The sequence below is a fragment of the Paraburkholderia sp. 22098 genome (assembly GCF_052045935.1).
Taxonomy (GTDB): Bacteria; Pseudomonadota; Gammaproteobacteria; order Burkholderiales; family Burkholderiaceae; genus Paraburkholderia; species Paraburkholderia caledonica.
The window spans coordinates 630045-655221 of record NZ_JBQEPV010000002.1 but is presented as its reverse complement, the minus strand read 5'-3'; the positions used below and the strand labels follow the sequence as shown (position 1 = coordinate 655221).

Annotated in this window: 19 protein-coding genes; 5 read left to right on the top strand and 14 right to left on the bottom strand. The window is 64.0% G+C overall.

The genetic code is table 11. From position 1 onward, the window contains the following. Nucleotides 1-46: 46 nt before the first annotated feature. From ACTJLB_RS06235 to ACTJLB_RS06190, 10 genes are all read right to left on the bottom strand, one after another. Nucleotides 47-3097 (bottom strand): winged helix-turn-helix domain-containing protein, encoded by a 3051-nt coding sequence (locus ACTJLB_RS06235; RefSeq protein ID WP_440782778.1) that lies wholly within the window; start codon nt 3095-3097, stop codon nt 47-49. A gap of 113 nt (nt 3098-3210) precedes the next feature. Then, entirely contained in the window at nt 3211-3726 is a 516-nt protein-coding gene (locus tag ACTJLB_RS06230) for a DUF3331 domain-containing protein (protein WP_087754593.1), read from the bottom strand. 72 nt (nt 3727-3798) lie between these two features. After that, the gene (locus ACTJLB_RS06225; RefSeq protein WP_440782777.1) at nt 3799-4788 is read right to left on the bottom strand and encodes an MBL fold metallo-hydrolase; all 990 of its coding nucleotides are present in this window, start codon (nt 4786-4788) and stop codon (nt 3799-3801) included. An 11-nt stretch (nt 4789-4799) separates the two neighbouring features. Further along, a complete protein-coding gene (locus ACTJLB_RS06220; RefSeq protein ID WP_425180812.1) occupies nt 4800-6527 on the bottom strand; it encodes an FAD-dependent oxidoreductase in 1728 nt (575 codons plus the stop codon). Between the two features lie 65 nt (nt 6528-6592). Further along, nucleotides 6593-8215 (bottom strand): alginate export family protein, encoded by a 1623-nt coding sequence (locus ACTJLB_RS06215; RefSeq protein ID WP_440782776.1) that lies wholly within the window; start codon nt 8213-8215, stop codon nt 6593-6595. Then, the gene (locus ACTJLB_RS06210; protein WP_440782775.1) at nt 8205-9155 is read right to left on the bottom strand and encodes a glyoxalase; all 951 of its coding nucleotides are present in this window, start codon (nt 9153-9155) and stop codon (nt 8205-8207) included. The genes ACTJLB_RS06215 and ACTJLB_RS06210 overlap by 11 nt, the downstream gene beginning before the upstream one ends. 139 nt (nt 9156-9294) lie before the next feature. Beyond that, nucleotides 9295-9573 (bottom strand): DUF1427 family protein, encoded by a 279-nt coding sequence (locus ACTJLB_RS06205; protein WP_408194292.1) that lies wholly within the window; start codon nt 9571-9573, stop codon nt 9295-9297. Between the two features lie 23 nt (nt 9574-9596). Continuing rightward, on the bottom strand, nt 9597-10238 hold the full coding sequence (locus ACTJLB_RS06200) for a phosphohydrolase (RefSeq protein WP_440782774.1): 642 nt from the start codon (nt 10236-10238) through the stop codon (nt 9597-9599). 201 nt (nt 10239-10439) lie between these two features. Beyond that, the gene (locus ACTJLB_RS06195; RefSeq protein ID WP_440782773.1) at nt 10440-11909 is read right to left on the bottom strand and encodes a mechanosensitive ion channel domain-containing protein; all 1470 of its coding nucleotides are present in this window, start codon (nt 11907-11909) and stop codon (nt 10440-10442) included. Between the two features lie 62 nt (nt 11910-11971). After that, a complete protein-coding gene (locus ACTJLB_RS06190) occupies nt 11972-13843 on the bottom strand; it encodes an amidohydrolase (protein WP_087754586.1) in 1872 nt (623 codons plus the stop codon). Between the two features lie 364 nt (nt 13844-14207). Here ACTJLB_RS06190 and ACTJLB_RS06185 point away from each other — a divergent pair, with 364 nt between their 5' ends. The 4 genes from ACTJLB_RS06185 to ACTJLB_RS06170 all read left to right on the top strand — a co-directional run bounded on the left by ACTJLB_RS06185 (nt 14208) and on the right by ACTJLB_RS06170 (nt 20353). Further along, the gene (locus ACTJLB_RS06185; RefSeq protein WP_020066121.1) at nt 14208-14726 is read left to right on the top strand and encodes a Dps family protein; all 519 of its coding nucleotides are present in this window, start codon (nt 14208-14210) and stop codon (nt 14724-14726) included. A 352-nt stretch (nt 14727-15078) separates the two neighbouring features. Continuing rightward, nucleotides 15079-15900, top strand: a complete 822-nt coding sequence (locus ACTJLB_RS06180) for an alpha/beta fold hydrolase (RefSeq protein ID WP_310359333.1) — start codon at nt 15079-15081, stop codon at nt 15898-15900. A gap of 442 nt (nt 15901-16342) precedes the next feature. After that, on the top strand, nt 16343-17257 hold the full coding sequence (locus tag ACTJLB_RS06175; RefSeq protein ID WP_020066124.1) for a helix-turn-helix transcriptional regulator: 915 nt from the start codon (nt 16343-16345) through the stop codon (nt 17255-17257). 174 nt (nt 17258-17431) lie between these two features. Next, nucleotides 17432-20353 (top strand): ATP-binding protein, encoded by a 2922-nt coding sequence (locus tag ACTJLB_RS06170; protein WP_440782772.1) that lies wholly within the window; start codon nt 17432-17434, stop codon nt 20351-20353. 49 nt (nt 20354-20402) lie between these two features. Here the strand turns inward: ACTJLB_RS06170 and ACTJLB_RS06165 are convergent, their stop codons facing one another. The 4 genes from ACTJLB_RS06165 to ACTJLB_RS06150 form a co-directional block, all read right to left on the bottom strand. Continuing rightward, nucleotides 20403-22250: an HAD hydrolase family protein gene (locus ACTJLB_RS06165; protein WP_440782771.1), complete on the bottom strand. Its 1848-nt coding sequence runs from the start codon at nt 22248-22250 to the stop codon at nt 20403-20405. Between the two features lie 54 nt (nt 22251-22304). Then, nucleotides 22305-23360: a glycosyltransferase family 4 protein gene (locus ACTJLB_RS06160; protein ID WP_440782770.1), complete on the bottom strand. Its 1056-nt coding sequence runs from the start codon at nt 23358-23360 to the stop codon at nt 22305-22307. A 162-nt stretch (nt 23361-23522) separates the two neighbouring features. After that, nucleotides 23523-23789 (bottom strand): hypothetical protein, encoded by a 267-nt coding sequence (locus tag ACTJLB_RS06155; RefSeq protein ID WP_020066128.1) that lies wholly within the window; start codon nt 23787-23789, stop codon nt 23523-23525. A gap of 34 nt (nt 23790-23823) precedes the next feature. Next, the gene (locus ACTJLB_RS06150; RefSeq protein ID WP_310356839.1) at nt 23824-24123 is read right to left on the bottom strand and encodes a DUF2934 domain-containing protein; all 300 of its coding nucleotides are present in this window, start codon (nt 24121-24123) and stop codon (nt 23824-23826) included. Between the two features lie 284 nt (nt 24124-24407). Here ACTJLB_RS06150 and ACTJLB_RS06145 point away from each other — a divergent pair, with 284 nt between their 5' ends. Beyond that, a complete protein-coding gene (locus ACTJLB_RS06145; protein ID WP_020066130.1) occupies nt 24408-25133 on the top strand; it encodes a DeoR/GlpR family DNA-binding transcription regulator in 726 nt (241 codons plus the stop codon). Nucleotides 25134-25177 lie beyond the last annotated feature (44 nt).

The following is a 25177-nucleotide window of genomic DNA, read 5'->3' as shown; positions in this document are numbered from 1 at the left end:
TGGCGAAAGCCATGCCACGCAGTGCGATCCAACCGCTCGGCGCAGGCTAGCGGCCTTCGCTGACTTTCTGCCGCGTACGCTTCGGCAGACGCGAGTTCAAATGCGGGCTCAGGTGCGGATTGAGATGCGGATTGAGATGCGGATCCAGATGCAGGTCCACATCGCCCTGCCTCTCCACGCGCGGCGTCACAACCCGGGACGCAACTCTCGCGGCATCGAGCAGTTGTTGCGCGGCCGCGAAGTCCTCAAGATCGCGCCCCTGGCTTAGCCTCGCACACGCGGATTCGACGAGACGCACCGCATCGGCGGCGCGCCCTTGCGCCCACCACAACTGGCCGAGACTCGTCGCGGCGCGCAATTGCAACGAGCGGCAACCTTGCGCGAGCGATTCCTCCATCGCGGCGGTCAGGCACGCCTCGGCATCCGTGACGACATCGCCACCTGGCGGCGAGCCCGCCGCGCCGAGCAAAAGCAGTTCGCCGTGCGCGCGCCGCAGTTCGACCACATACCAGTGATCGCCGCTTTCGTCGCACTGCGCCAAGGCTCGCGTCACCGCTGCGATTGCCTCGTCGCGTCGCCCGGCGCGCCCCAATGCAAGACCGTACCGCGCGACGAGCATCGCGCGTTGAGCACCGTACTCGAGTGAGTCGAGTTCGTCCAAGGCGGCGCGAAACGCATTCAGCCGCTCGGGGCTCACGTCGTCGAGCGAGCGCAGATACTCGTCGAAAGCGCGGGCGCATGCCTGCGATACACCGAGACCCGTACGAGCCGACACATCGCGCAGCAATGCAATTGCGTCAGCCGCGCGCTCGCGTTTGCCCGACAGCAGCGCAAGCGGGATCTCCGCTTCGACCAGCACGTAGCAGGTGACGATGGCCTGGTCCTGCGCACACGCGCTCGCGACACAGGCTTCGGCCAGATCGAGCGCCTCGTCACGCGAGCCCTGAAACCACAGCAGACGCGCAAGCGTGGCGCGTCCCACCACGCCCTGATCGATCGACTGCCCGAGTGGCAAGCCGTGCTGAAGCGTGTCGGTGTGCTGGAGAAACCGTTCGAGTGACGCGCGCGCCTGTTGCTGGTCGCCCGCGTAGTGCGACGCGATGCCGAGAAGGCGCGAAGCAAGAATGTCGTTGCTTGCGTCGCCCGTCTGCGCCGCGAGCGAAGCGAATCGATGCGCGAACGCAAGCGCATTTCGCGCCGCGCCTGAAGACTGGCTCGCGTTCCACATACCCCACAACGCGCGTGCTTCGAATGCGTGGTCACCGAGCGCGATGGCCAGCGCAAGCACCTCGGCCCAGATTGCGAGCGTTTCGCGGTTCGGTCCATTCACGTAGACAAGCGCCGCACCGAGCGCGGCGAGCAGTTGCATGCGAACTCGCAGATGCCGCGTGGAGCCCGATCCGCCATGCGTTCGCGCAACGCTATCGAGCGCGCGCCGCGCCCACGCGCAGCATTCGTCGACGAGTGACAGTTCGTACAGCAGCGCGACCACTTTGACCGCGAGTTTTTCTGCGAGCGCATCGTCGCCCTTCGACGAAAGCGCCCAGCCGAGCGCCGCGCGCAGATCGTCGAGCCATTCGCGCATACGCGAATGCCAACGGTCGGCGTCGGCCTCCTCGGAGCGTGCTTCGGCCGACATGTAGCGCTCCAGCAAGCCCGTGAAATAGCGCGCGTGATTGAGCGTGACGGCGCGCCGCTCGCCGTTGTCGTCGAGCTTTTGCAGTGCGTACGCGCGAGTGGTTTCGAGCAGCCGATAGCTCGCCCGGCCGCGCTCCACGTTGGCGACGACCAGCGATTTTTCGACGAGGCCCGACAGCGCCGCAATCACCTCCTGCTCGCGCAAGCCGATGTCCGTCACGACGCTAATGGCCGCGTCCATCGAAAAGCTGTTGACGAAAATGCCGAGCCTGCGCAGCGTTGCGCGTTCTGCGTCGTCGAGCAGCCCGTGGCTCCAGTCGAGCGTGGCCTTCAACGTCTGATGCCGGGGCAGCGCCGTACGATTGCCGCCCGTGAGCATATTGAAGCGATCGTCGAGATGATCCGCGAGCGTTTCTATGCCGAGGATCGCCGCGCGGGCCGCCGCCAGTTCGATTGCGAGCGGAATGCCGTCAAGCCGGCGGCACACCGTGCCGGTCAGCTGGATGCTTCGCTCGTCGGACGACAAACGCGCGTCCATTGCTCGGGCGCGCGACATGAACAGCTGTACGGCGCTGCACTGAAGCACGTGCTCACCTTGATCGTCGTGCGAAGGAACGTCGAGCGAGGCGACCCAATACAAATGCTCTTCGGTGACGCGCAGCGGCTCACGGCTCGTTGCGAGAACACGTACGCCAGGGCCAGCATTGAGCAGCGCCTCGGCGAGTTCCGCAGCGGGGCCGAGCACGTGCTCGCAGTTGTCGAGCACGCACAGCACGCGCCGTTCGCCCCACTCGCGGCTGACCCGCGTAAGCGTGAGCGGACCGCTCGCCTTGCTCACGCCCACGCTCGCAGCGAACATCGCGAGTACGCTGTTTGCGTCCGACGTGGACGCAAGCGAGACCAGATAGACGCCGTCCGGATATTGGTCGAGCAGAACTCGCGCGACTTCGACCGCGAGGCGTGTCTTGCCGATGCCGCCCGCGCCGAGAAGCGTGACATGCCGCGCCGACGCGAGCGTGCGCGCGACGTCGCGCAGCGCCCCGTCGCGGCCGATCAGCGGCGAAAAACTCGCGGGTAGATTGTGGGGCACCTGACCGGCGGAACGAACCTGCCGGTCATCGGCTACTGGGGAATCGGATTGATTGACGCCGTTGGCGGGCGGCAGCGGCGACTGCCTTGCGACGAGCCTGTAGCCCCTGCCCGATACAGTCTGGATGAGTCCGCGGCTTTCGCCGAGCACCTTGCGCAGCGCGGACATATGAACCTGAAGATTGTTCTCTTCAACGATGGTGTCGGGCCACACCTCTTTCAACATGTCGTTCTTCGACACGAGTTCGCCCTTCGCGGCGATCAGCACGGCCAGCATGTCGAATGCGCGGCTGCCGATGCGCACGGGTTGTCCGTCGAGAAGCAGTTCCCGACTGGCAAGGTCCACTTGAAGAGGTCCGATGCGAATCATGAGGCGGTATCCAGGACGCAACCGGTGGAGAAGCTGCCGGGCAACAGCGGCCCGGCGATGAGTCCCCGAAGTCTAGACCAACCGCAACTTCGCATGCGCGGAAAAAACTGAAGCTATCGTTCAAAATTTTTGTATTGAACCAGCGGATGCTGCAGGTCGACGACCGACGCCAGAATCATCGCGGCCGCGTTGACCGGGACTGCGCTGCGCACCCTTGGTTTGTAGATGAGATCATTACGGCGGATCGTCGCCCCGCTCACCGCACAGCGCCCCTTTAGTCTCGCACGGCAACTGATCCATACCTGGTCCGCGTAACGGCATAGCGTGGCGTCCTGCCAGAGGACCGCGATCGACGTCTCGGACAGACGCTCGATCACCTCGACCTGCCGGTGGCGCGACGGTTCATTGGCGGCCTCGCGCGTAAGCGGCGGTGCAAGATAGGCTTCGCCTTCCGCTTCGCCGCGATAACCGGCAAGGAGCCGCTTGATCACGTGACTCCATACGGGCGCAAGGCTCTCGTCGTGCGTGGCCGCGTGGTCGTCGTGCGCGATGCGGCAAGCGTCATGATGCACGTCCGCTTCGTGCCTCGCTGCAGTCTTGCATTGCCTGGCCGGGGATTCGATGTGCATCGTGATTCTCCTCGAAAGTTGGCGCAGCGCCCGTGACAGAAGTGGCCGGCAGCGTCGCCCGGCCACGCTGCGTCACTGAGCCGGCGCCGCTTCGTAATTGACCGGCACCCAGTCGTACGTGTTGCCGTTCTGCCTGATGTGCCCGAGGCCCGGAAAGGCAATATGCGCGGCGCCAATCAGATAGCGCTCCCTCGCAGCGAGTTCGAGCGCGCTGCGTCGCGAACGTTGGGCCGCGGCGGCATCGGTGTCGTATTCGACCGATGCCGTCGGGTTCTGCAACTGGATCGCCGCCACATGCACGATGTCGCCCCACACGAGCAGGCGATGCGCGCCGCTTTGCACCAGATAGCCGGTGTGGCCGGACGTGTGTCCATCGAGCGCGACGGCGCGAATGCCTGGGTCGAGCTCGACATCGCCTTGAAAAGGTCTGAAGCGGCCCGCCGCGATATACGGGGCGACGCTCGCACTGGCAGCGTCGAAGAAAGTGCTCAGAAAGGCCGGCGCTTTGGACTTGTTGGCCGGGTTCAACCAGTAGTCGGCTTCGGTCTGACTCACGCGCACGACGGCATGCGGAAAGGCCATCGCGCCGCTCGTCGCGATGCCGCCCACATGGTCCTTGTGCAGATGCGTCAGCAGCACCTCGTCGATCTGTTCGGGCCGATAGCCGGCCGCCCGCAGATTGGCGAGCAGCTTGCCGCAACAATCGCCATACAGCACGCCCGCGCCGGAGTCGACGAGAATCAGCTTCGAGCCCGTGTTGATCAGGAACGCGTTGATCGAGCCTTGCACCGGCGCCTGCAGGAAATCGCGATCCAGGTCGCGCGCGATCTCCGCCTTCGGAACATCTTCGATCACGGTGTCGATCGGAAACGGATGCGTGCCGTCAAGCAGCGCGGTCACTTCGAAGCCGCCGAGCATGATCCGGTAAAAGCCCGGGCCCTGAGTCCTGACCTGAGGCGCGGCGCCAAACGCCACGCCGCCCCACAGGCTCGTGACGACGCTCAATAGCAGCACGCAGCAGGCCGCCGCATGCAGGGTTGCGCTACGTTGAATCGACTTCATCGTCTGCTCCGTCAGGGGGTGGCCGCGAGCTTCGTGGACTGGCTGAGGTACGCATGGATCTGGGCGACGACGGCCGCACCGTCGCCGACCGCGGCGGCGACACGTTTCGCGGAATCCGAGCGCACGTCGCCGACCGCGAACATGCCCGGCACGCTGGTTTCGAGCGGATAGTGCACACTGGCCGCCGACGCGCCCTGCCCGCTTCTCGCCATGCCGGTCAGGAGAAAGCCGCGATTGTCGAGCTCGACGCCGCTTGCGGCGAGCCAATCCGTTTTGGGCTCCGCGCCGATAAAGAGAAAGAGATGCCGCGAAGCCAGGACTTCCTCTTCGCCGCTCGCTTCGTGGCGCACGCGTAGATGCGTGAGCCCTGCTTCATCGCCTTCCAGCCCGCGCAGCGTGCAGCCGGTGCACAACGACACATTCGGCAGCGAGCCGATGCGGTCGATCAGATACTTCGACATGCTTGCGTTGAGGTCCTGGCCGCGAATCAGCATGCGGATGCTGCGCGCGAAGTTCGCGAGAAACACCACGGCCTGGCCCGCCGAGTTGCCGCCTCCCATCAGCACGATGTCCTGGCCTTTGACGAGCTTCGCTTCGATGGTCGACGCCCAGTAATACGTGCCGCGCCCCTCGAAACGTTCGAAGCCCGGCACGGTCGGCTTGCGGTATGCGGCACCGCTCGCCACCACGACCGTGCGCGCGCTTATGCGCTGGCCGTCGACGAGCGTCAGCACGAACATCCCGTCTTGCCGCGTTACTTCGGTGACCTTGCCTGGAATCGCAAGGTGCGCGCCGAACTTCAGCGCCTGCTGGAACGCGCGCGCGGCGAGCGCCTGCCCGGAGATGCCGGTCGGAAAGCCCAGATAGTTTTCAATGCGCGAACTCGCGCCGGCCTGGCCGCCTGGCGCGCGCTGATCGAACACGGCCACCGAGAGCCCCTCGGTAGCCGCATAGACCGACGCCGCCAGTCCGGCCGGACCCGCGCCGACGATCGCGACGTCGTACCTGTGCGACTGTTCGAAGGTCGGCACGAGTCCGAGGCACGACGCGAGTTGCGCCTCGTCCGGCGCGCGCAACACATGCCCGTTCGGGCAGAACACGAGCGGAAAGTCGCCGGGCCCGGTTGTCATGCCGCCGAGCAGGGTCACGGCTTCGGGATCGGAACGCGCGTCGATCACGGTCGCCGGATACGCATTGCGCCGCAGGAAGCCTTGCAATCCCACGAGGCGTGCGTCGTCGCCATTACCGACGATGATCGGCCCGAGCCCCTGCTCGATCAGTCCGAGCCGGCGCAGAATCAGCGCGCGCATGATGTGCTCGCCGAGTTGCGCATCGGCGACGATCAGCGCTCGCAGACGCTCGGGCTCGATCACGAGCGTCTCGACATCGGTCAGCGCGAGGCCGTCGATCAGCGCGGGCTTGCCGGAAAGCTGCGCCATCTCCGCCATGAAATGGCCGTCGTCGTGCTCGGTCACGAGCGTCGAGCGGCCGAAGCTGTCGCGCGAAAAAATCCTCACGCGGCCATGCAGCAACACGAAAAGCCCCAGCGCGACCTGCCCGGTCTCGAAGATCAGTTCGCCTGCCTTGAAGTTCATCGGCCGCGCGAAGCGGCGCAGGCTTTGAATTTCCGCAGGCGACAGACGCGGGAACATCTGATGTTGCCGGTATTCGAGCGACGAATACGGGAACTCCAGCTCGGACGGTTGCGCCACATCGGGCGATAGACCGGAAGTGCTCATAACGATGACCTTTGTTTTCGTGACGGCCTCAATCGATCCGATATCGGCCGCTACCTACCTACCCGCTACCACCCGAACTTCAGTTCCGCGCCGATGTAGTCGGCGTTGCGCGCGCCGAGTTCGCGCAGCGACGGTCCCACCTGGAAATGCACGGCTTCGAGCGCCGCCGCGAGATTCGCGGTGACTGCCCAGTCGGCGCGCAACTGGGTATAGAAACCGGTCCAGCGCGAGCCGTGTCCCGCCGTGCCCGGCACGACCGCCGAGCCTTGCTGATAGACAGCGTCGGCGGTGGTCTCACGCCATTGCAGGCCAACGCCCGCAAGCAGCGAGAGCTTGCTCGTCGGCTTGACGATCAGCGACGGCTTCACGTGAATCAGGTTCGTATAGCCGGTGTAACCCGCAAGCGCGAAGTAGTAGCCGTTCGGAAAGAGCGGATTGAAGGTGCCGACGCGGCCATCGCCAGGATGGGTGTCACCGGAAGCCGCATCCACCTGAATACCGACGCGCGGCGTCCACGGCGTCGACGCGAACGTATAGCCCGCGAGCGAGCCGACCGCCCACGCGCCGATCGTTTTCGTGCCTACGTGCCCCGACTGATACATCGTCTCGATGTCCCAGTCGACGTGGTTCAGCGTGCCGGAATAGCGTGCATCGAATACATCGCGGTGTTCGTCGCCGGTCGCGTCGAGAAAACGCGCGTTGCTGCGGTTGTAGCGCGAGTAATACGCGGATACGTCGCCGGGGCCGACCGCTTTGCGCTCGACGCGCACACCGCTGAACGTCAGATGCCGGTTCGACACGTCGTCGAAATCGCTGTTGTCGCGGTATTGCACCGGCTGCGTCGCATACGCGATCCAACGCCACAAACCCGTCTCGTAGTCGGCCCAGATCGCGTCGAAGGCCTGGCGCACATTCGGGCCGTCGCGCACGGAGATGAACCGCTGCAAGTCGAACGCCATCTCCTGACGGCCGAGCCGGAACTTCACAACGCCCGGGCCGAGCGGCTCGACGATAGCGACAAACGCCTGGCGCAAGTCGAGCGGATTCTTGTCGACCGGGGTGACATTGTCCTTGCCGTACGGACGGGCGTCCTCGAACTGGGTGAAGATCTGCACGTGAGGACCGAGGTGCACGTCCGCATGCACTTCGAGGCGTTGCAGCAGATACGTATCGTCGTGCCCCGCGCCGAGACCGAAGAGCGGCGCGTCGTTCATTTCGACCCGCTCGCGCAGCACGACGCCGAGCGACACGTACGCGTCGGGATTGCCGAACAGCGGAATGTACTTGAGCGAGTCGAACGGGCGCTTGGGTACGCAAGGATTCGCGAGCGCCGACCAGTTTTCCTGCCAGCGGTTGAACATCACCGTCGGGCGCGCGCACGAGGTGCTTGCCGCCGGAGCGCTCACGGCCGCGGTGTCGTCGGCGCTGCCAAGCGCGGTGTCGGCTGCCATTGCCGGCAGTGCCGCCGTTAGCCCCGCTGTGAGCCCCGCCGTAAGCCCCACGGTAAGCCCCACCGTGAGCCGTGCGCTCAGGCTGGCCTTGAGGCTCGCTGCGGGCTGCTTGCCGAGCAGCCAAGCACCCAGCGCAGCGCCCCGCCCAAGCCGCGCTCGCGCGGCTCGCTCTGACGAACGCGGCCGACGCGGCCCCACTGTCAGCAGCGCTCTGATTGCGCGCGCTTTATCGGCCATCGTGCACTTCGGCGATATATCCGCCCGGGAATTCGAGCACTGCCGTCTTGCCCGTTGCGCTGTTATACGGCGCATAAACCACCTTCGCGCCAGCCGCCTGCGCGAGCTGCAGCGTCTGTGCAAGATCGTCGACACCATAGCCGGTCGTTTCGCGGCCAAACGGGAACGGCAGCTTGCCGTCGGTGACGAACACCACCATGCGGCCAAAGCCCGAGGCAATGCGAATCTCGCGGATTGTTTCGCCCGGGCGGCCGATCACGCCGGCATCGGCGCGCGGGTTGTCCGAGACGATCTTGCCGTGCGAAAAGTGCAGCCAGCGGCGCACGAAGTTGTTGGCCTCGTAGCGCGACACATACACGCGGTTATCCGGCACGCTCTGCAGCGGCGCATAGTTCGGCGCCTTCGTGTGCCAGTAGAGCTGCATCGTCAGACCGCCCGGCCACTGGATGATCGCGTCCTTGCCGATGGGGTCGTCGAAGCTGTCCACGAGTACATCCGCGCCCGCCGCGCGTGCCGCCTTCACCGCCTGATCGATATTCGTGACCAGATAACCCGTGCGCTCATTGCCGAACGGATACGGAACCGGCGTTTCGAAGCCGAACACCGACAGCATGCCGACCGGCGTCTGCACATATTGCGACGCGGTCTTGCTGGGCGTCGGCGTGACGGTGAACACCGCGCGCGGCGACGCCTTGCCGCCGAACGTCGCGATAAAGCTGTTGACGAACGCGTCCAGATCCGCTGACGCAACATACACGTGGGTCGTGTCGTATTGCGGTCCGACCGACACATCCGGCTGGCGCGCGGCGAGCGCGGTGTTGGCGGTCGCGACTTCGGGCGGGCCGGCATCGGCGTGAGCGGAGGTGAGCGGCGCGAGGCCGATCAGCAACGCGGCGGAAACGGCCGCGAGAGGACGAAAACGCTGAAGCAAATGGATCATGTGATCTACCTGACGATGTTGGAAGAATTCGAGTGCAATCCGGATCCGGCGGATACGGGTTGCACCTGGGAGCGGGCCAGCGGTTGAGCCAAGGCTTTGAGTCATGGCTTCAGATCAGGACCTGCGCCTCGATCTGCAATCAACCGCCCTGTTTCGTGGCGCCGGGTGCGCCCGGCTTTTGCGCGGAGCTGTCAGGCATCGGCGCGGCAACCGGCAATGTCGACGAAGGCGATGCTGCCTCTACGGCCGCGCTCTGTGGAAAGAGCTGTGCCTTCACCACAGGTATCGCGTGTTCGCCGAGCACCATGCCGAGCAGGCCGGCGAGCGCGATCAACGGCGGCGCCGGCGACTGCACCTTGAGCAGCCAGTAGAGAAGTCCGACGCCGAAGCCGACTCCCAGTGAAATGATGTAGCCCATGCCAATCTCCTATCGAGGCCGGGTCAGTTCGGCCATTCCGAACCAAGCACCAGCCCGCAAAAATTCAGACGCCGGTAATTCGGATCCCATCGGTCGAGCACGTCGGCGTTGACCGTGCCGAACGTCGTTTGCGGGCGATGTTCCATGCCGCGCGCGTATTCCTCGAGAATCCGCTTCTTGAAACCCACTTCGCGCGGACACGCCTGCACGATTTCGTCACGCTCGTCGACGGCGTATTCGTCGTAGCGCGCACCGCGCACGTCCATCTGCACGCCCGCGGCGAGCAACGCGACGAGCGGCGCGAGATGCTCGGGAATGCCCGGCGTCGTGTGCAATGCAATCGCCATCCATACTTCGTCGATCGCGCTTGCCGCCGCCCGATGCTCGCGCATGAAATCGCGCGCGGCGTTCGCGCTGTCCACTTCGTAGCGGCACGACGAACGCCGATGCACGCTATTCAGGCCCACGTTGTGAAACATCGCGCCCACATAAAGCAGTTCCACGTCGAAAACCATGTTCTCGCGGTAGCCAGTCAGCGCACCGAATAGAAACGCCCGCTGCGCGTGATGGAACATCAACGCAGACTCGGTCGCGCGAATCCGTTCGGTTGCCCCACGGGCCATCGCACTGTCGGGCATGTCGATGCCCGCAATGGTTTTCTTCATGTCACCTCCTCCATATGCCGATCGCCGGCGATCTGCGCGGGCCTCGTCGCCATCGGGCCCTCGTTTGCGCACGATGCAGCGCATGGCGGCTCGGAACGGGCCGCCTTGCGATCCCATTCAGCGTACCGATTGCCGTCGATAAAAGCCTTGGCGCGACCTTAAAAAGCCTTAAGCGAAAGCTGAATTCGAATGGCCGCCCCCTCACAGTGCAAGCTCGTGAAAGCGCCGCACGCCGTCGCGGATCCATTGCAGCAGCCCGCCGCTGCCCTCATCAGCGGTGGCCGATGTCGCAAGCAGCATCTTTTCGCTTTCGTGATGGACCGAGAGCAACCGGCACATTTCCCGCGCGACTTCGGGGCGCCGCGCGAGGATCGGAGTAAGCGCGCTTTTGTCGAGCCGGAACACCGTGGCGCGTGTGACCGCGCGCACGACTACCCCGGTTCTCATGCCGGCGAGTATTCCCGACTGGCCCACCGAGTCGCCTGGCGCGAGCCTGCGCAATTCGACCTCGCCGCCGTCTTTCTGCACGACGGCCTTCGCAACCCCGCGCGCGAGAATGTGCAGCTCATGCCCGCCTTCGTCGGCGGCGGTATAGATCGTGTCGTCGACATCGAACTCGTGCAGCGTCAGTTGGCCGGCGAGCTCGGCGATCTCCGCGTCGTCGAGCGTCTGGAAGATCAGGACGTTGTGCAACAGCCGCTGCTTTTCGTCCGTGGGCTCACCCGTGGGCTCCGCTACCGACAATGGCCGCAACACCACGCCGCGCGACAGCAGATGCCGGTGCGCGAGGTCATACAGGTCGTTGCGCACGCCGATCTTCTTGTTCCATGCGTCGACGTAGCAGACGATCTCGTACTCGATCGCGTCGTTGGTGGCGCGCTTCACGCTCACGAGCGGCTTCGGCTCGGCGAGCACCTCGGGCGAACTGGCGGCGGCGTGCATCAGCGCCTGCAGAACGGTCGCCGGACGAATCGACGGTTTCACGGGCAGCAGCACGCTCACGCCATGCGTATCCATCGGCCGGTTCGCATTGACGATGTTCGTGCGTGCCGCCACGCTGTTCGGGATCACGACGATGTTGCCCTGCCCGTTCAGCAGGCTCGTCGCGCGCCAGTTGCTTTCCACCACCTTGCCTTCCACTTCGCCGATGGTGATCCAGTCGCCTATGCGGAACGGCTGCGTCGCGTTGAGCACGACGCCGGAAAACACGTCGTTCAGCGTGCTCTGGATCGCGAGACCCAGCACCACCGCAACCGCTCCCGAGGTGGCGAGCAGCCCGCGCACCGGCAACTGCAACACGAACGCGATCGCGCCGACCGCGGCGGCCAGAAACACGAGAGCACCGAGCACGTCCTGAAACAGACGCTCCTTGTGCCAGGTCTCGGGCAGCACCATTCGATCGAGCACGACGGTCACGAGCCGCGCTCCCTGCAGCCACCAGATCACTTCGAGAATCTGCGCGAGCAGATGGCGCACCGGCTCCGCGCCCCACGGCGCCTCGCGCAGCGGATTCATGCCGTGCGTGAAGAGCACATAGCTCGACAGGCCAAACATGATCACGCGCAACGCGAGCCGCGCGTTCGCGTTGCGGCGGCCCATGAAGCGCCAAGCGAGGAAGTCGAGAACCAGAATGCCGAGCCCATAGAGCACGCCATCGGTCAGAGTCGGCATAGTGATTCCCGCTTACGGCAAGGCACGATGAAGATCAGGCAAGTAGAGCAGCGCGCCGCGCGTCAGAACGCGAAGCAGCTGCAGCCGAGCGCACCCCAGAAGCCGTTGGAATCGCTGACGGGCACGTTCTTGCGCCATGCCCAGCCATGCGCATGCGCATGCACGCCGCACAGATTCACGCAGCCGTCCACGCAGGCGACGGCGGTCGGCTTATAGCGGCTGTAGCCGCCGAACTCCGCCACCGGCGACCACGACGGGCTCACTGGCAGATCGGGCGGTGCGAGCGGCGCGAACTCGTCGGCCGCATAGACGACCTTGCCGCCCACCACTGTCATCACCGATTCGAGGTATTTGATGCTGGTTTCCTCGACGCTGAAGTAGTCGTCGCTCAACACGGCGAAGTCGGCGAAGTGGCCCGGCATGAGCGCGCCCTTGCGGTCGTCTTCATTTGAGAACCAGGCGCTGCCGACCGTATAGCGGCGCAGCGCTTCCATGCGATCGAGCTTGTTCGCGCTCGAATACATTGCCGTGCCGCCAACCGTCTTGCCCGACACCATCCAGTACAGCGAGACGAACGGATTGAAACTGGCGACGCGCGTGGCGTCCGTGCCCGCGCCGACCGGCAGACCCGCGTCGAGCATCTGGCGGATCGGCGGCGTGTGCTTGACTGCCTCTTCGCCGTATTGCTGGATGAAGTACTCGCCCTGATACGCCATCCGGTGCTGGATCGCGATGCCGCCGCCGAGCGCGCGCACCCGCTCGATGTTCTGCTGCGTGATGGTCTCGCAATGGTCGAAGAACCAGCGCAGGCCGTCGAACGGAATGTCCGCGTTCACGCGCTCGAACACGTTGAGAAAACGCTCGATCGACTCGTTGTAAGTGGCATGCAGACGGAACGGCCAGCGGTTCGCGACAAGCAACCGGACCACGGCCTCGAGTTCGGCTTCGAGCGTGTCGGGCAGATCGGGCCGCGGTTCCAGGAAGTCTTCGAAGTCCGCGGCGGAAAAGACCAGCATCTCGCCCGCGCCGTTCACGCGCAGGAAGTCGTCGCCTTCGCCGGGCTTCGTCATCTTCACCCACTTCGCGAAGTCTTCGATTTCCTTCTTCGCGTTCTGCGTGAAAAGGTTATAGGCGATACGCACGGTCAACTCATTGTGCTTCGCCATTTCCATGATGACCGCGTAGTCGTCCGGATAAGCCTGATAGCCGCCGCCCGCGTCGATTGCGCTCGTCACGCCGAGCCGGTTCAACTCGCGCATGAAGTGACGCGTCGAATTGCGCTGGTCTTCCAGCGCGAGCTTCGGACCTTTGGCGAGCGTCGCGTAAAGCAGGCCGGCGTTGGGCCGCGCGATCAGCATGCCGGTCGGATTGCCGCGCTTGTCGCGCTGGATCTCGCCGCCCGGCGGATTGGGCGTGTCTTTCGTATAGCCGACCGCACGCAGCGCCGCCGCATTGAGAAGCGCGCTGTCGTACAGATGCAGGATGAAGACCGGCGTATCCGGCGCGATCGCGTTGATCTCTTCCAGCGTCGGGCCGCGCCGCTCGGCGAACTGGAATTCGTTCCATCCGCCCACCACGCGAACCCACTGCGGCGCGGGCGTGCGGGCCACCTGTTTGCGCAACATGTCGAGCGCGTCCGCGAGCGACGGCACGCCGTCCCAGCGCAACTCCATGTTGAAGTTCAGACCGCCGCGAATGATGTGCAGGTGCGAGTCGTTCAGACCCGGAATGACCGTGCGGCCTTTCAGGTCGACATGGCGAGTGGCGTCGTTCACGTGACGCATCACGGCATCGCGCGAGCCAGCGGCGATAACGCGGCCATTCGCGACGGCGAGCGAATCGGCGAACGAGCGCTTCTCGTCCTGCGTCGCGATCTTGCCGTTGAAGAAGACGACCTCGGCCGGGGTGAATCCGGGTGACAGGTCTTTGGACATGGCGGGCTCCGTGAGAGAAAGGACAGGCAGGCTGATGAGACGTGCCGCGCTCGCCTGGATGGCGAGTCGAACTGGGAGGCAGTCTATCGGCGGCGCTTTGCCAGGTCCTTGTCGAAGCCCTTAATAGTTCTTAATGCAAGTTCTTAATGCTGGTTGGTGAGGCTGGTTCCTGTTGCCGGTTCTCAAAACGGTTCGTGTCGCGTCCGCGAAAACAATCGCCGCGAGTGGCGCACGCGCCTCAGAAGTTTTCATTATTTTTGCAGGACTTTATGCACGTGCTCTTCCTACACTGGCTGGGCGCTCAATGGGCATATGAACGGTCACGCTCGCAGCGCCACTCACCACCCCCGATCAAGGACTCGCCATGAAAGACCTAAAGCAGGCAGCGGCGCATCGCGCGGCATCGCTCAGGACGCCGACTCGCCTCACCGAAGACGCGACTCGTGACATCGCCGCCGCATTGACCACCCTGCTCGCCGATGTATTCGCGCTGTATCTGAAGACAAAGAACTTTCATTGGCATATGTCCGGGCCGTACTTCCGCGACTATCACCTGCTGCTCGACGACCAGGCGAACCAGATCTACGCGACGACCGATCCGATCGCGGAGCGCGCCCGCAAGATCGGCGGCAAAACGCTGCGCTCGGCCGGCCACATCACGAAGCTGCAACGTATCGCCGATAACGACGCCGACTTCGTCACGCCCGGCGACATGCTCGCGGAACTGCGCGAGGACAACCTGGCGCTCGCCGGCTATATGCGCGAAACGCATTCGTTGTGCGATGAATACGGCGACGTCGCGACTGCGAGCCTGCTCGAAAACTGGATCGACGAAGCCGAGCAGCGCGTGTGGTTCCTGTTCGAGTCGGGACGCCACGACTGATAGCGCACTGGCCTCTCTCGCTCACGCCACTGGCGGCACAGGTTCAGTCATCCGCCTTAACAACAATTAAGCAATCTGAAAGTACGGGAAATATTCGCGCCCGTAGGATCCGCAACTCTGCGATGCCGCGTCGCGTTTCGCCGGCACGCACATCACAACGTCACACGCACGGAGAAAAAATTTGGCCAACTCATCCGCAATTCCATCGGCGAACCGCCGCCAGTTGCTCGCAGCAGGCGCAGGTGCGGCCGTTGCCGCTATCGCAGCGCCGGGCGTCGCGCTAGCGGCAACGGCCGGCGGCAGCAGCCATGCGGGCAATTCTTCTCACTCAAAGCACGGAGAGCGACACACCATGAACACGGTCACGACCAGGGACGGCACGCGCATTTTCTTCAAGGACTGGGGTTCGGGTAAGCCGGTCGTCTTTTCGCACGGCTGGCCGCTCGATGCGGACGCATGGGACGCACAGATGCTGTTCCTCGTGCAGAAAGGCTACCGTGTGATCGCTCATGACCGTCGTGGCCATGGCCGCTCGGACCAGCCGTCGCACGGCAACGACATGGACACCTACGCGGACGATCTGGCCGCCGTGATCGAGGCGCTCGACCTGAAGGAAGCCACGCTCGTCGGCCATTCGACGGGCGGTGGCGAGGTCGCTCACTACATTGGCCGCCATGGCACGTCGCGCGTTGCCAAGGCCGTGCTGATCGGCGCCGTGCCGCCGATCATGGTCAAGACGGAAGCCAATCCGAACGGCTTGCCGATGTCCGTGTTCGACGGCATTCGCGCGAACGTGGCGGCGAACCGCTCGCAGTTCTACAAGGACCTGGCGGTGCCGTTCTACGGCTTCAATCGTCCGAACGCGAAAATTTCGCAAGGCACGATCGACGAATTCTGGCGCGAAGGCATGCTCGGCTCGATCAAAGGCCAGTATGAGTGCATCAAGCAGTTCTCCGAGGTCGACTACACCGCGGACCTGAAGAAGATCGACGTGCCCACGCTGATCCTTCACGGCGACGACGACCAGATCGTGCCGATCGACGACTCGGCCCGTCTGTCGGCCAAGCTCGTGAAGAATGCGACGCTGAAGGTCTATGCCGGCGCACCGCACGGCATGTGCACGACGCAAGCAGACAAGGTCAACGCCGACCTGCTCGAATTCCTGCAGAGCTAAACCTGGCGGCCGCGCCGCGTTCTAGCGGCGCCGCCCCTGCCTTTCCCTTCGCGTCTAGATTCTTTTGACGCAGATTGCCGCCGCGCGAAGCGCCGATGCGATCGGCTCCGAATTGCGAGTCCGATTAATAGAAGCGTCGCGAATACATGAATGCCGCGACGCGAATCCTCCGAGCGAAAATCCGTTACGGCAATATGTCGATCACAAAAATAAATCGCGTTGCTTTTTGAGCGTCGGTGATTTGTGATAAGCAGCAAAGCTCCGAAGGCCGGGGCTCACGTAATTCTTATGATGTTTGATGCTTATTATTTGAGCGCACATTATTTTATCGACGTTTCCCAACCTCGGGAAAACCCGGCATAATGACAAATAACTTACAAATGATAATTTTTGAGTAACGACTAACGGCAGTTGAGGCGCTGCGACGACCCGAGGTGACGAAATGTTCAACGATATTCATGCATCCGCCGCCACGGCCGCACGTCCTAAAGACTCCCTCGGGTGTCTGTCGAGTCAGCTGCGCCAGGACCTCGAACTCGACACCGGCGAATTCAAGTTTTACCGCAAATGCACGTTGGGCAGCGACACGAGTCCCGTCACAATGGACGGCTCGGGCCGTGGTTTTCTGATCGGCGTATCGCTGCAAACAGGACACCGCCGGCGCATCTATTCGCAACATCGCTGGGTCACGCACGAGTTCGAGCGCGACTGCGTCTACGTCCGCGATTTCGCCGACGACTACCGCGCCGAACTGCTTGGCGGCTTCGACTTCGTACTGATCGAACTGTCGCGCAATTTTGTCAGCGACGCCTGCCACGAGCGCGGCGGCAGCGGCCTTGCGCGTATCGCAACGGTTGCGGGCCGCAAAGATCCGGTGCTCGGACATCTCGCGCAGGTGCTCGCGCTCACGCTCAATGCGCAAAGCGAGGCAAGTCCGCTCTTCATCGAACAACTCGGCGTGACCATCGGCACGCATCTGCTTGATCGCTACGGCGAGGCATCGCGTCGGTCGAACCGCAACAACCGGGGCTTGTCCGCGTTGCAGGAAGCCCGCGCAAAAGAGATGCTGCTCGCCAGATCTCAGGGCAATGTGTCCATTGAAGAGATAGCCAGTGCGTGCAATCTGTCGCGCAGTTACTTCATTCAAGCATTTCGCGAGACCACGCAGCGCACGCCGCATCAATGGCTACTGGAGCGGCGTATCGACCAGGCTCGCGAGCTTCTCAAGCACTCGAACCATTCGCTTTCGGAGATCGGCATGGCTTGCGGCTTTTCCGATCAGAGCCATTTCACGCGCACGTTTTCGCAGCTCGTCGGCATGCCGCCAGGACATTGGCGTCGTGAGGCTTGCCGATAGAAGACGTCATTCCGGTAGCACCCATTTTTCACGGTGCGCAGCCCATGCAAATGGACTTTCGTACAAAGCATCGCACTAACCGACAAGACTCGAACGATTTGATGCGGTAACTTCCGTCTTGTCGCACTGCAGGTTCTTCTCACCAAGCACGTTGTCCCGGAAGTTGAAAACGACATGATTGAACTAGGCCGCTTTCAAATCGATCTGGAACTGCGCACCTTATGGCGTGACGGCGAACGTGTGCCGCTCGGCTCGCGCGCCTTCGAGATTCTCGCAATGGTCGTCAAGGCCGGTGGACGCCTCGTCACGAAAGACGAGTTGATGGACGCCGTATGGCCGGATACGATCGTCGAAGAAAATAATATTCAGGTGCATTTGTCTGCACTGCGCAAGATTCTCGGCGCGGATCGCGATCTGATTCTGACCGTGCCTGGCCGCGGCTATCAACTCGTGCAGCGGCATCGAGCCGCCAGCACCGCGACGCCGCCAATGCCTGCGCCCGCCGGGCGCTCTCTTCCGCCTCCGCGCACGCCGCTCGTGGGACGCGACACGGCCATCGCTCAAATCCGCTCCATGCTCGAACACACGCGCGTGCTGACGCTAGCCGGCGCAGGCGGCATCGGCAAGACGAGTCTCGCTATCGAAGCCGCCCGTCATGCCGCCGCAGATTTCGCGGAGCCCGTGTGGTTCGTTGAACTGGCCACGCTCGGCACGCGCGACGAAGTGCTGGCCGCCACCGCGCAAGGCTGCGGGTTGCCGGTCGAACACGGGACGCCGGACCTCGCGCAAATCGCCTTGGTGCTGGCGGACCAGCGCCGTCTGCTCGTGCTCGATAACGCCGAACACGTGGTCCAGCACGTCGCTGAGATGGTCGAGGCATTGGTCGCTGCCAACGCGAATTTGCGAGTGCTCGTAACGAGCCGCGAGCCGTTGCGCATCATGGCCGAAGCGATTCTGCGGGTCGAGCCGCTCGACGTGCCGCAGCCTGGCTGCCTTGACGCGCAGATTCTGCAGCAATCCGCTGTCAGCCTGTTTTTGCTGCGCGCCAACTCGCTGCAGCGCGAAGTCGCCGCGGATAGCGCGGAACTGCGGCTCGTCGGCGAAATATGCCGGCGTCTGGACGGCATTCCGCTTGCGCTCGAACTGGCGGCGGCGCGCGTGGTGACACTCGGCGTGGTCGGTGTGCATCAACGGCTCGACGACCGCATGGCGATACTCGCGGGCGGCTATCGTACGGCGTTGCCGCGCCACCAGACCTTGCGCGCGACGTTCGACTGGAGCTTCGCGCTGCTCGATTCGGATTCGCAAGCGCTTTTCAGACGAACCGCGGTATTCGGCGGCGTCTTCAGCTTTGAAGCGATGTGCGCGGTCGCATGCGACGCGTCGCTGACGGTGGCCGATGCGATCAGCGCGATCAGCGAACTGCTTGCCAAGTCGCTCGTGAACGTGGAGTTCGATGGCCCCGTGGCGCGCTACCGTCTGCTGGAATCGACGCGTGCGTATGCGCTCGAAAAGCTGCAAGCCGAGGGCGAGCGGCAGGACATGGCCTTGCGCCACGCGCGCTATCTGTCGCAATGTTTCATGGCACACACGGCGCAGACGGTGGGTGGCAACGCGGATAGCGCCGCGGCCCTCAGGCACACGTTCGACGACGCACGCACCGCAGACGACTGGGCGTTTTCCGCCGACGGCGATGTGCACCTGGGCATCGAACTCGCATCGAATCTCACGGGTGCGCTGCTCGACAATGGAATGATCGCGGAATGCTGTGAGCGCGCAAGCCGCGCGGTCGATGCATTGGACACGCTGCCCGCCGGCAGCGTCGATGCGCTCGGCGAGATGCGCGTACGCGCGGCGTTGGCTTCCGCGCTGCCGCACGTGCGCGGCGCTGTGTCGACGTCTGAGCAGTTGTGGCGCAATGTCCTCACGCTCGCGACCGAACACGGTGACGCGGCATTTCAGGCACGCTCGCTCTGGGGCTTGTGGACCACCATGATTTCGAGCGGCAACATCCACGAGTCGATGCAGTTCGCGAAGCGCTTGCGGCAGCTCGCGCACGCTCGCGCGAACCCGTGGCAGGAAACGCTGGCCGATCAGATTGTCGCGATTTCGCTGCATTGCCTCGGCCGACATGCCGAGGCGAAAGCAGAACTGCTGCGCACGCGCGACCGCTTTGCAGAACTCGAATACAGCGGGCAGCGCGACAACACGATCGCCGTCCATCCGCTTGTCTACTGCAACGGCACGCTCGCGCGCATTGCGTGGCTCGAAGGACATTGTGGCGAGGCGATGAAGCTCGTCGATACGCTCGTCGGGCTCGTGCGCCCCGACATCATGGAGCCATTGCTCACGCACACGCTCGGCGCCTCGGCCGCACCGCTCGCGCTGATGTGCGGCGATCTCAAGCGCGGCGCGGTTTATCTGGAGATCATGCGCTCGCAGGCGGCGCTGCATGGCCTCGATGTCTGGCGCGACTACTGCAACTGTCTGTGCGCGTATCGCGACATTCTCGGCGGCGATCAGCAGCGCGGCATCGCGCTACTGGAAACCTCGCTCAACGCGCTGATCGAGCGTGGTTTCCGGCGCCTCATCACGCTCTTCATCAGCGCCTATGCCGAGGCGCTCGTGGCCGCAGGACGTATCGACGAAGCGTCGCGCCGGCTCACCGATACGCTTCAGTTTTGCGAGGCCAACGGCGAGATGGTGTTCGCGCCCGAACTGTGGCGCGTGCTCGGAGTCGCCGCGCACGCGCAGCGCAAGCTCGCCGACGCCGAATCCTGCTTCGTCAAGGCAATCGACATGGCGCGTTCACAGGGCGCAAGAATGTGGGAACTGCGCGCGTCGCTGGCACTGGCCGGCTTGCGGCAGGAAGGCGGTCGCGCACCCGAAGCACTGCAGATGCTCGAACGCATGGCGCTGTATTTCGATGCGCCGTCGAACGCGACCGACGTGCAGCGACTGTTCGATACGCTCGCAACGATGCGCGGCACGAAACACAAGAATGCTGCGCCAGTGGTCGCGGTGAATTCTGCGCCGACCGATTCGCCCAGGCGAGGCGCGCGCAAGACGGGCGGGAGCCTTGCACGCGTGGACTAGCCGATGCGTGGCAGATGCCGGTTTATTACGGTATCCGTAACATCTGCCATTACGCCGCGCCATCCTTTTGAGCCGAGGTTTCGGGCTTCAAATCGTCGGGCGCGGATGCGTCCGCCGCCGGAGCGTCACGCTTCGTGGTCAGCACGGCCGGCATCGACGGATTCTCCGGCTGCGTATAGCGTTCCTGCACTGCAGCCTTGATTCGTGCGAGGCTCCCGGCTGCATCGAGCGAAGTGTCCTGCTCGATCTGCCGCGCCTGCGCCGCGAGATCCGGGTCGCCGATTTCCTTTTCGAACCACCGCGAATAGTCGCCCTGCTCGCGGTGATACCGCCAGGTGGCGGCGTCGACGCCCTCCGCGATCTCCACGAACAGCACCAGGTTATGCGCGCGCAGATTCAATGCACGTTCGGGCCCGCGAAAATAGAAACTGCGCTCGGGAATCAACAGCCCTTCCGCGTATTTTCGCCGATGCCTGAGCCGGTGCTTCGTGCCCGGTTCCAGCCGGATCACACCTTCGGGCGCCGGCTCGGTGAGACGCCATAGCAACGCCTCGCCGGGTTGCAGCTGCGTTTGCCCCAGCATGTCGTCGACGTTCGGCACAGTGCGATCCGTCGCCTTTGCGAGTTCCTGCACGGCCTTGCCCGCGCTCGGACCCATTGCGAGCATCAGATTCACCTGACGCAGGAACGCGCCGTCGAGTTGCTGCGGAGACACCGTGATCGCAAGCGCGGTCGCAAGCGTCTGCGGAATGGTCTGGCTGGCCCCTGCCCATCCAGCGGGAAACAGATGATGCGCCTCGTCGAACACGAGCCAGTGCGGCCGCCCCGTTCGCACGCGCAACTGCTGCACTTCGAGCAGTAACGACGCGCAGAACGCGGGCCGCTCCGGCAGCGGCACGCGCAGCAGATTGACGGCCACCGCAGCACGCGGAGGGCGCAGCAGCAACTGCACGACTTCCTCGATCAGCGGGGCGGTGTGCGCATCGCCGACCACGATCGTGTCTTCGTCGTTCTGGTAGTCGCCTTCCGGATCGATGATGCACAACTGCTGGTGCATGCCCGCCAACCGTTCGAGCAGACCCGCACAGGCGGTCGACTTGCCGCACCCCGATTCACCGGCGAGCAGCGCTACCGTGCCGTGTGCCGCGCAATACTGGTCGGCCGGCTCGCCGCCGTCGCGCGCATGTCCGACAAGGACGCGACTGCGTGGCGTCATGCTCGCCCGTTCGCGCAAGTCGTCCTTTACCAGCGCGTCGACCAGTTCGGCGACACCCGCGCCCGCCGCCTGGCTCGTGATCATATCGGCGCGCTCCTTCAGGGCCGGTAGAGCATTGGCAACCGCCACCGAAAAACCGCACGCGTCGAGCAGCGCATGATCGTTCTCGGCGTCGCCTACTCCCGCCACATTGAACGCCGACAGCGCCAGTTCGCTTAACGCCTCCTGCAAGCCGCTTGCTTTCGATATGCCCGGCGAGACGATCATGACCGCCTCGCCGTTGAAGATGATTTGCAAGCCGAGTCCCAGGTCCCGAATCGCGGCGAGCGCGATCTGCTCGGCGGGCTTCATCGTCGCAATGAGCGTTTCGCTGACGCTGAAATGATGCAGGCCACGGCGCCTCAGTTCATCGACGAAAACGGGCGGCGGTGGCGGCGCCAGGAGCCGCCGTGTACCCGTCGACGGCGTGTACAACACACCGCCGTTTTCCGCGACCACCCGCGAGAACATGTCGAGCCGCGGGCAGACGGCGAGCAGGTCGTCCATCTCCCTGCCGCTCACGAGGATCGCCTGGCGGCCCGAGGCGCGCAGGCGCTCGAGCGCGTCCCACGTTGCGTCGGCGACGCGTCCGTCGGATGCGAGGGTGTTGTCGTAGTCGGTCGCAATGGCAAGAAATCGCATGAAAGACGCTCCGTAGTGCTGTTTCGCTGTTTCGCTGTTTCGTTTCGGCTTGCTTCAGTCAGTCTGTCCGGATTGCGCGCCGCGAGTGCTGCGCAGCATCGCTTCGTAAATGCGCGAGTACTGATCGACCATCCGCTCGACGGTGAAGCGGCGCTCGAATGCCGCGCGGCATGCAGCGCGCTCGATCGTGTCGATTTCCGCGAGCGCGGCCACTGCTTCGTCGACGGAATCGACGAGGAAACCGGTCACGCCGTGTTCGACTATCTCCGGCGCGGCGCCGTTGTTGAACGCGATCACGGGCGTGCCGCAGGCGAGCGCTTCGATCATCACGAGGCCGAATGGCTCGGGCCAGTCGATGGGGAACAGTAACGCGCGTGCCTGCCCGAGAAAGTCGTTTTTGCGCGCGTCGTCGACTTCCCCGCAGTACTCGACGTGCGGCAACTCGAAGAGGCTCGCAATTTCCTGCTCGAAATACTCACGGTCATCGTGGGCAATTTTGGCGGCGATGCGTAACGGCAGGCCCGCGCGCCGCGCGATTTCTATTGCGCGGTCGGGCCGCTTGGCCGGCGAGATGCGACCGAGAAACGCCACGTAATCGCTTGGCTCTTCATGAAAGCGCAGCAGATCGGCGGGCAAGCCATGATGGACGGTCGCGCGCCAGTCGAGCCATGGAAGCGGCGCGCGCTGCGCCTCGGAAATCGACACCACCGGCATGTCGGCGAACTGGTGGTATAGCGCGCTCAAGCCGGGTACGTCGAGTCGCCAGTGCAAGGTGGTTAGCGACGCGCATCCCAATCGCCGCGCGAATGGAAAGCTCGTGTAGTCGGTGTGAAAATGGACGAGGTCGAAGTCATCCGCGCGCCGTACCACTTCCTCGAGCATCGCGAAGTGAAACGCCTGCGCGTCGGCCGTATCTTCAATCAGGCGAATCGCACAATCGCTGCCCGAGACGAGTCGTGCCCGGGTGCGGGAATCGCCGGTTGCAAACAGCGTGACGTCGTGGCCCAGGGAGACAAGGCCGTCCACCAGCCATGCCACCACCCTTTCGACGCCGCCATAAGCGACGGGCGGCACTCGCTCGTACAACGGTGACACCTGGGCGATGCGCATGCGTTGCTCCGCTCGACGAACCGATGCGTAGCGCGCCGCATCGCGCATGCCCGGCAATGTCGCGTGTGAGCCGCCGCGATTGTCGTCGTTGGAAGATTATCGTCGTTGGAAAAATGTACCGGTCGGCGATGAAATTTAAACGTTGTGGCGGGTGACGGGCAGCTAGGCGATCGGGCCGCTGTAGCCGTCGGCGGGCGACGCGGGCTCCACTCGCTCGACATGCTCGTCGATCCAGTCCGTCGCCCGCTCGCGCGCGAACTCGATCGCCTCATGCTCGTCGACGAAATCGCGATGAAACTCCATATCGTGCGTATCGTCGCTCGAACTCACGGCGCCTTCCGTCACTTCGATCCTCGCCTGCGCGACAATCGCGCCGTCGTCGACGCCTGCCGTGACGTGAACGATGCAGCCTCCATATTCGAAGTCCATGATGTCTTCTCCCGCGTGTAGTGGTTGTGCCGCGCTAGCCGCGCTTCGCGCTGCCGTTGCCGCGCGTCTTCGCGGAGGTTGGGGGCTGCGCGGTGTCCAATGTTTCCGCGCTCTCGTCGTCGATTGCTTCCGCCGCGCGTCGGCCCTTGCCCGACTGTTCCGCCGCAATCGGCGGCTCGGCGTCGCCCGCGTCGCCTTCCGCTTCGATCTGTGCCTGCGCGCGCAGCCAGTAATCGTCGGGCCGCCCTTCGGGCGAGCCGTCGCTCTCCCACAACTCATACGCGCGCTTGCGAATTCGGTCCTCTACTGTCGGTTCGACCGGTAAGCCTGACATTGCAATCTCCATACGGGTTGTGAGTCGGGGTTGTGAGTCGGGGTTGCGAGTCCACCCACGCGCGCCACGCGGCGGCCGCGCCCGTGACGCAGCAAAGCACGTTCCCATGTGTTAAGCGGTGAGGCTCGACGCCGCGAGTCGCAGATGCTCGCAAACACTCGGCAGGATTCACACCGACTCGCGCGCTTGCGCGCTCGCCGTAGCACCGGCCAGTTGTTATAATTCTTTCAGCAGTTCTGATTCAAATATAACGCCGCTCACACTGCCCACGCGCCAGGATTCCCATGCCGAAACCCGATCGTCTTCGCGCTCTCGCCGATGCCTTGACGAGGCAAAACGTGATGCGTCTGCGCGACGCCGCGGCTTTGCTGGGCGTGTCCGAAATGACGGTGCGCCGCGACATCGCGGCCAACTCGGATCGCTTCACGTATCTCGGCGGCTACATCGTCAGCGCGACCGACGTACCGAACAACGCCGGCTATTCGCTCGAACAGGAAAAGGACCACTTCGCGCAGGCCAAGGCGGAGGCGTCGTCGATTGCCGCGGGGCTTATCGGCAACAACGAAACGCTTTTTATCGACTGCGGCACGACGCTCACCACGCTCGCGCGGCTCATTCCGCCCGAGCGACATGTCACAGTGGTCTGCTATTCGTTGAACGTGGCGGAGATTTTGCGGCGCAAGCCGAATGTGCGGATGATCCTGCTAGGCGGCGTGTACGTGCCTTCGTCGGATTCGTTTGCAGGCGAGGAAAGCCTGGAGATGCTGCGCCGCATGGGCATCAACAAGGCGTTTATTTCAGCAGGCGGCGTGGACCCCGCGCGCGGAGTCACGTGCTGGAATTTTCACGAAGTCGCGTTGAAGCAGGCCGCAATGGCGAGCGCCGTCGAACGACACCTGGTGGTGGACATGAGCAAGTTCGGCGTCGTCAAGGCCGTGCGGTTCTCGCAGGTGGACGACTTCGATTCGATCATCACCGAGCGCGGCCAGGAGCACCGCAAGCGCAGATAGCGCACACGTTACGTCTCGTTATGCGTCCGCTGCGTTTTCCCTTG

Bases quoted from the DNA above. Each gene is read 5' to 3' on its own strand.
- ACTJLB_RS06235 (WP_440782778.1), bottom strand. From the start codon at position 3,097: ATGATTCGCATCGGACCTCTTCAAGTGGACCTTGCCAGTCGGGAACTG.
- ACTJLB_RS06230 (WP_087754593.1), bottom strand. From the start codon at position 3,726: ATGCACATCGAATCCCCGGCCAGGCAATGCAAGACTGCAGCGAGGCAC.
- ACTJLB_RS06225 (WP_440782777.1), bottom strand. From the start codon at position 4,788: ATGAAGTCGATTCAACGTAGCGCAACCCTGCATGCGGCGGCCTGCTGC.
- ACTJLB_RS06220 (WP_425180812.1), bottom strand. From the start codon at position 6,527: ATGAGCACTTCCGGTCTATCGCCCGATGTGGCGCAACCGTCCGAGCTG.
- ACTJLB_RS06215 (WP_440782776.1), bottom strand. From the start codon at position 8,215: ATGGCCGATAAAGCGCGCGCAATCAGAGCGCTGCTGACAGTGGGGCCG.
- ACTJLB_RS06210 (WP_440782775.1), bottom strand. From the start codon at position 9,155: ATGATCCATTTGCTTCAGCGTTTTCGTCCTCTCGCGGCCGTTTCCGCC.
- ACTJLB_RS06205 (WP_408194292.1), bottom strand. From the start codon at position 9,573: ATGGGCTACATCATTTCACTGGGAGTCGGCTTCGGCGTCGGACTTCTC.
- ACTJLB_RS06200 (WP_440782774.1), bottom strand. From the start codon at position 10,238: ATGAAGAAAACCATTGCGGGCATCGACATGCCCGACAGTGCGATGGCC.
- ACTJLB_RS06195 (WP_440782773.1), bottom strand. From the start codon at position 11,909: ATGCCGACTCTGACCGATGGCGTGCTCTATGGGCTCGGCATTCTGGTT.
- ACTJLB_RS06190 (WP_087754586.1), bottom strand. From the start codon at position 13,843: ATGTCCAAAGACCTGTCACCCGGATTCACCCCGGCCGAGGTCGTCTTC.
- ACTJLB_RS06185 (WP_020066121.1), top strand. From the start codon at position 14,208: ATGAAAGACCTAAAGCAGGCAGCGGCGCATCGCGCGGCATCGCTCAGG.
- ACTJLB_RS06180 (WP_310359333.1), top strand. From the start codon at position 15,079: ATGAACACGGTCACGACCAGGGACGGCACGCGCATTTTCTTCAAGGAC.
- ACTJLB_RS06175 (WP_020066124.1), top strand. From the start codon at position 16,343: ATGTTCAACGATATTCATGCATCCGCCGCCACGGCCGCACGTCCTAAA.
- ACTJLB_RS06170 (WP_440782772.1), top strand. From the start codon at position 17,432: ATGATTGAACTAGGCCGCTTTCAAATCGATCTGGAACTGCGCACCTTA.
- ACTJLB_RS06165 (WP_440782771.1), bottom strand. From the start codon at position 22,250: ATGCGATTTCTTGCCATTGCGACCGACTACGACAACACCCTCGCATCC.
- ACTJLB_RS06160 (WP_440782770.1), bottom strand. From the start codon at position 23,360: ATGCGCATCGCCCAGGTGTCACCGTTGTACGAGCGAGTGCCGCCCGTC.
- ACTJLB_RS06155 (WP_020066128.1), bottom strand. From the start codon at position 23,789: ATGGACTTCGAATATGGAGGCTGCATCGTTCACGTCACGGCAGGCGTC.
- ACTJLB_RS06150 (WP_310356839.1), bottom strand. From the start codon at position 24,123: ATGTCAGGCTTACCGGTCGAACCGACAGTAGAGGACCGAATTCGCAAG.
- ACTJLB_RS06145 (WP_020066130.1), top strand. From the start codon at position 24,408: ATGCCGAAACCCGATCGTCTTCGCGCTCTCGCCGATGCCTTGACGAGG.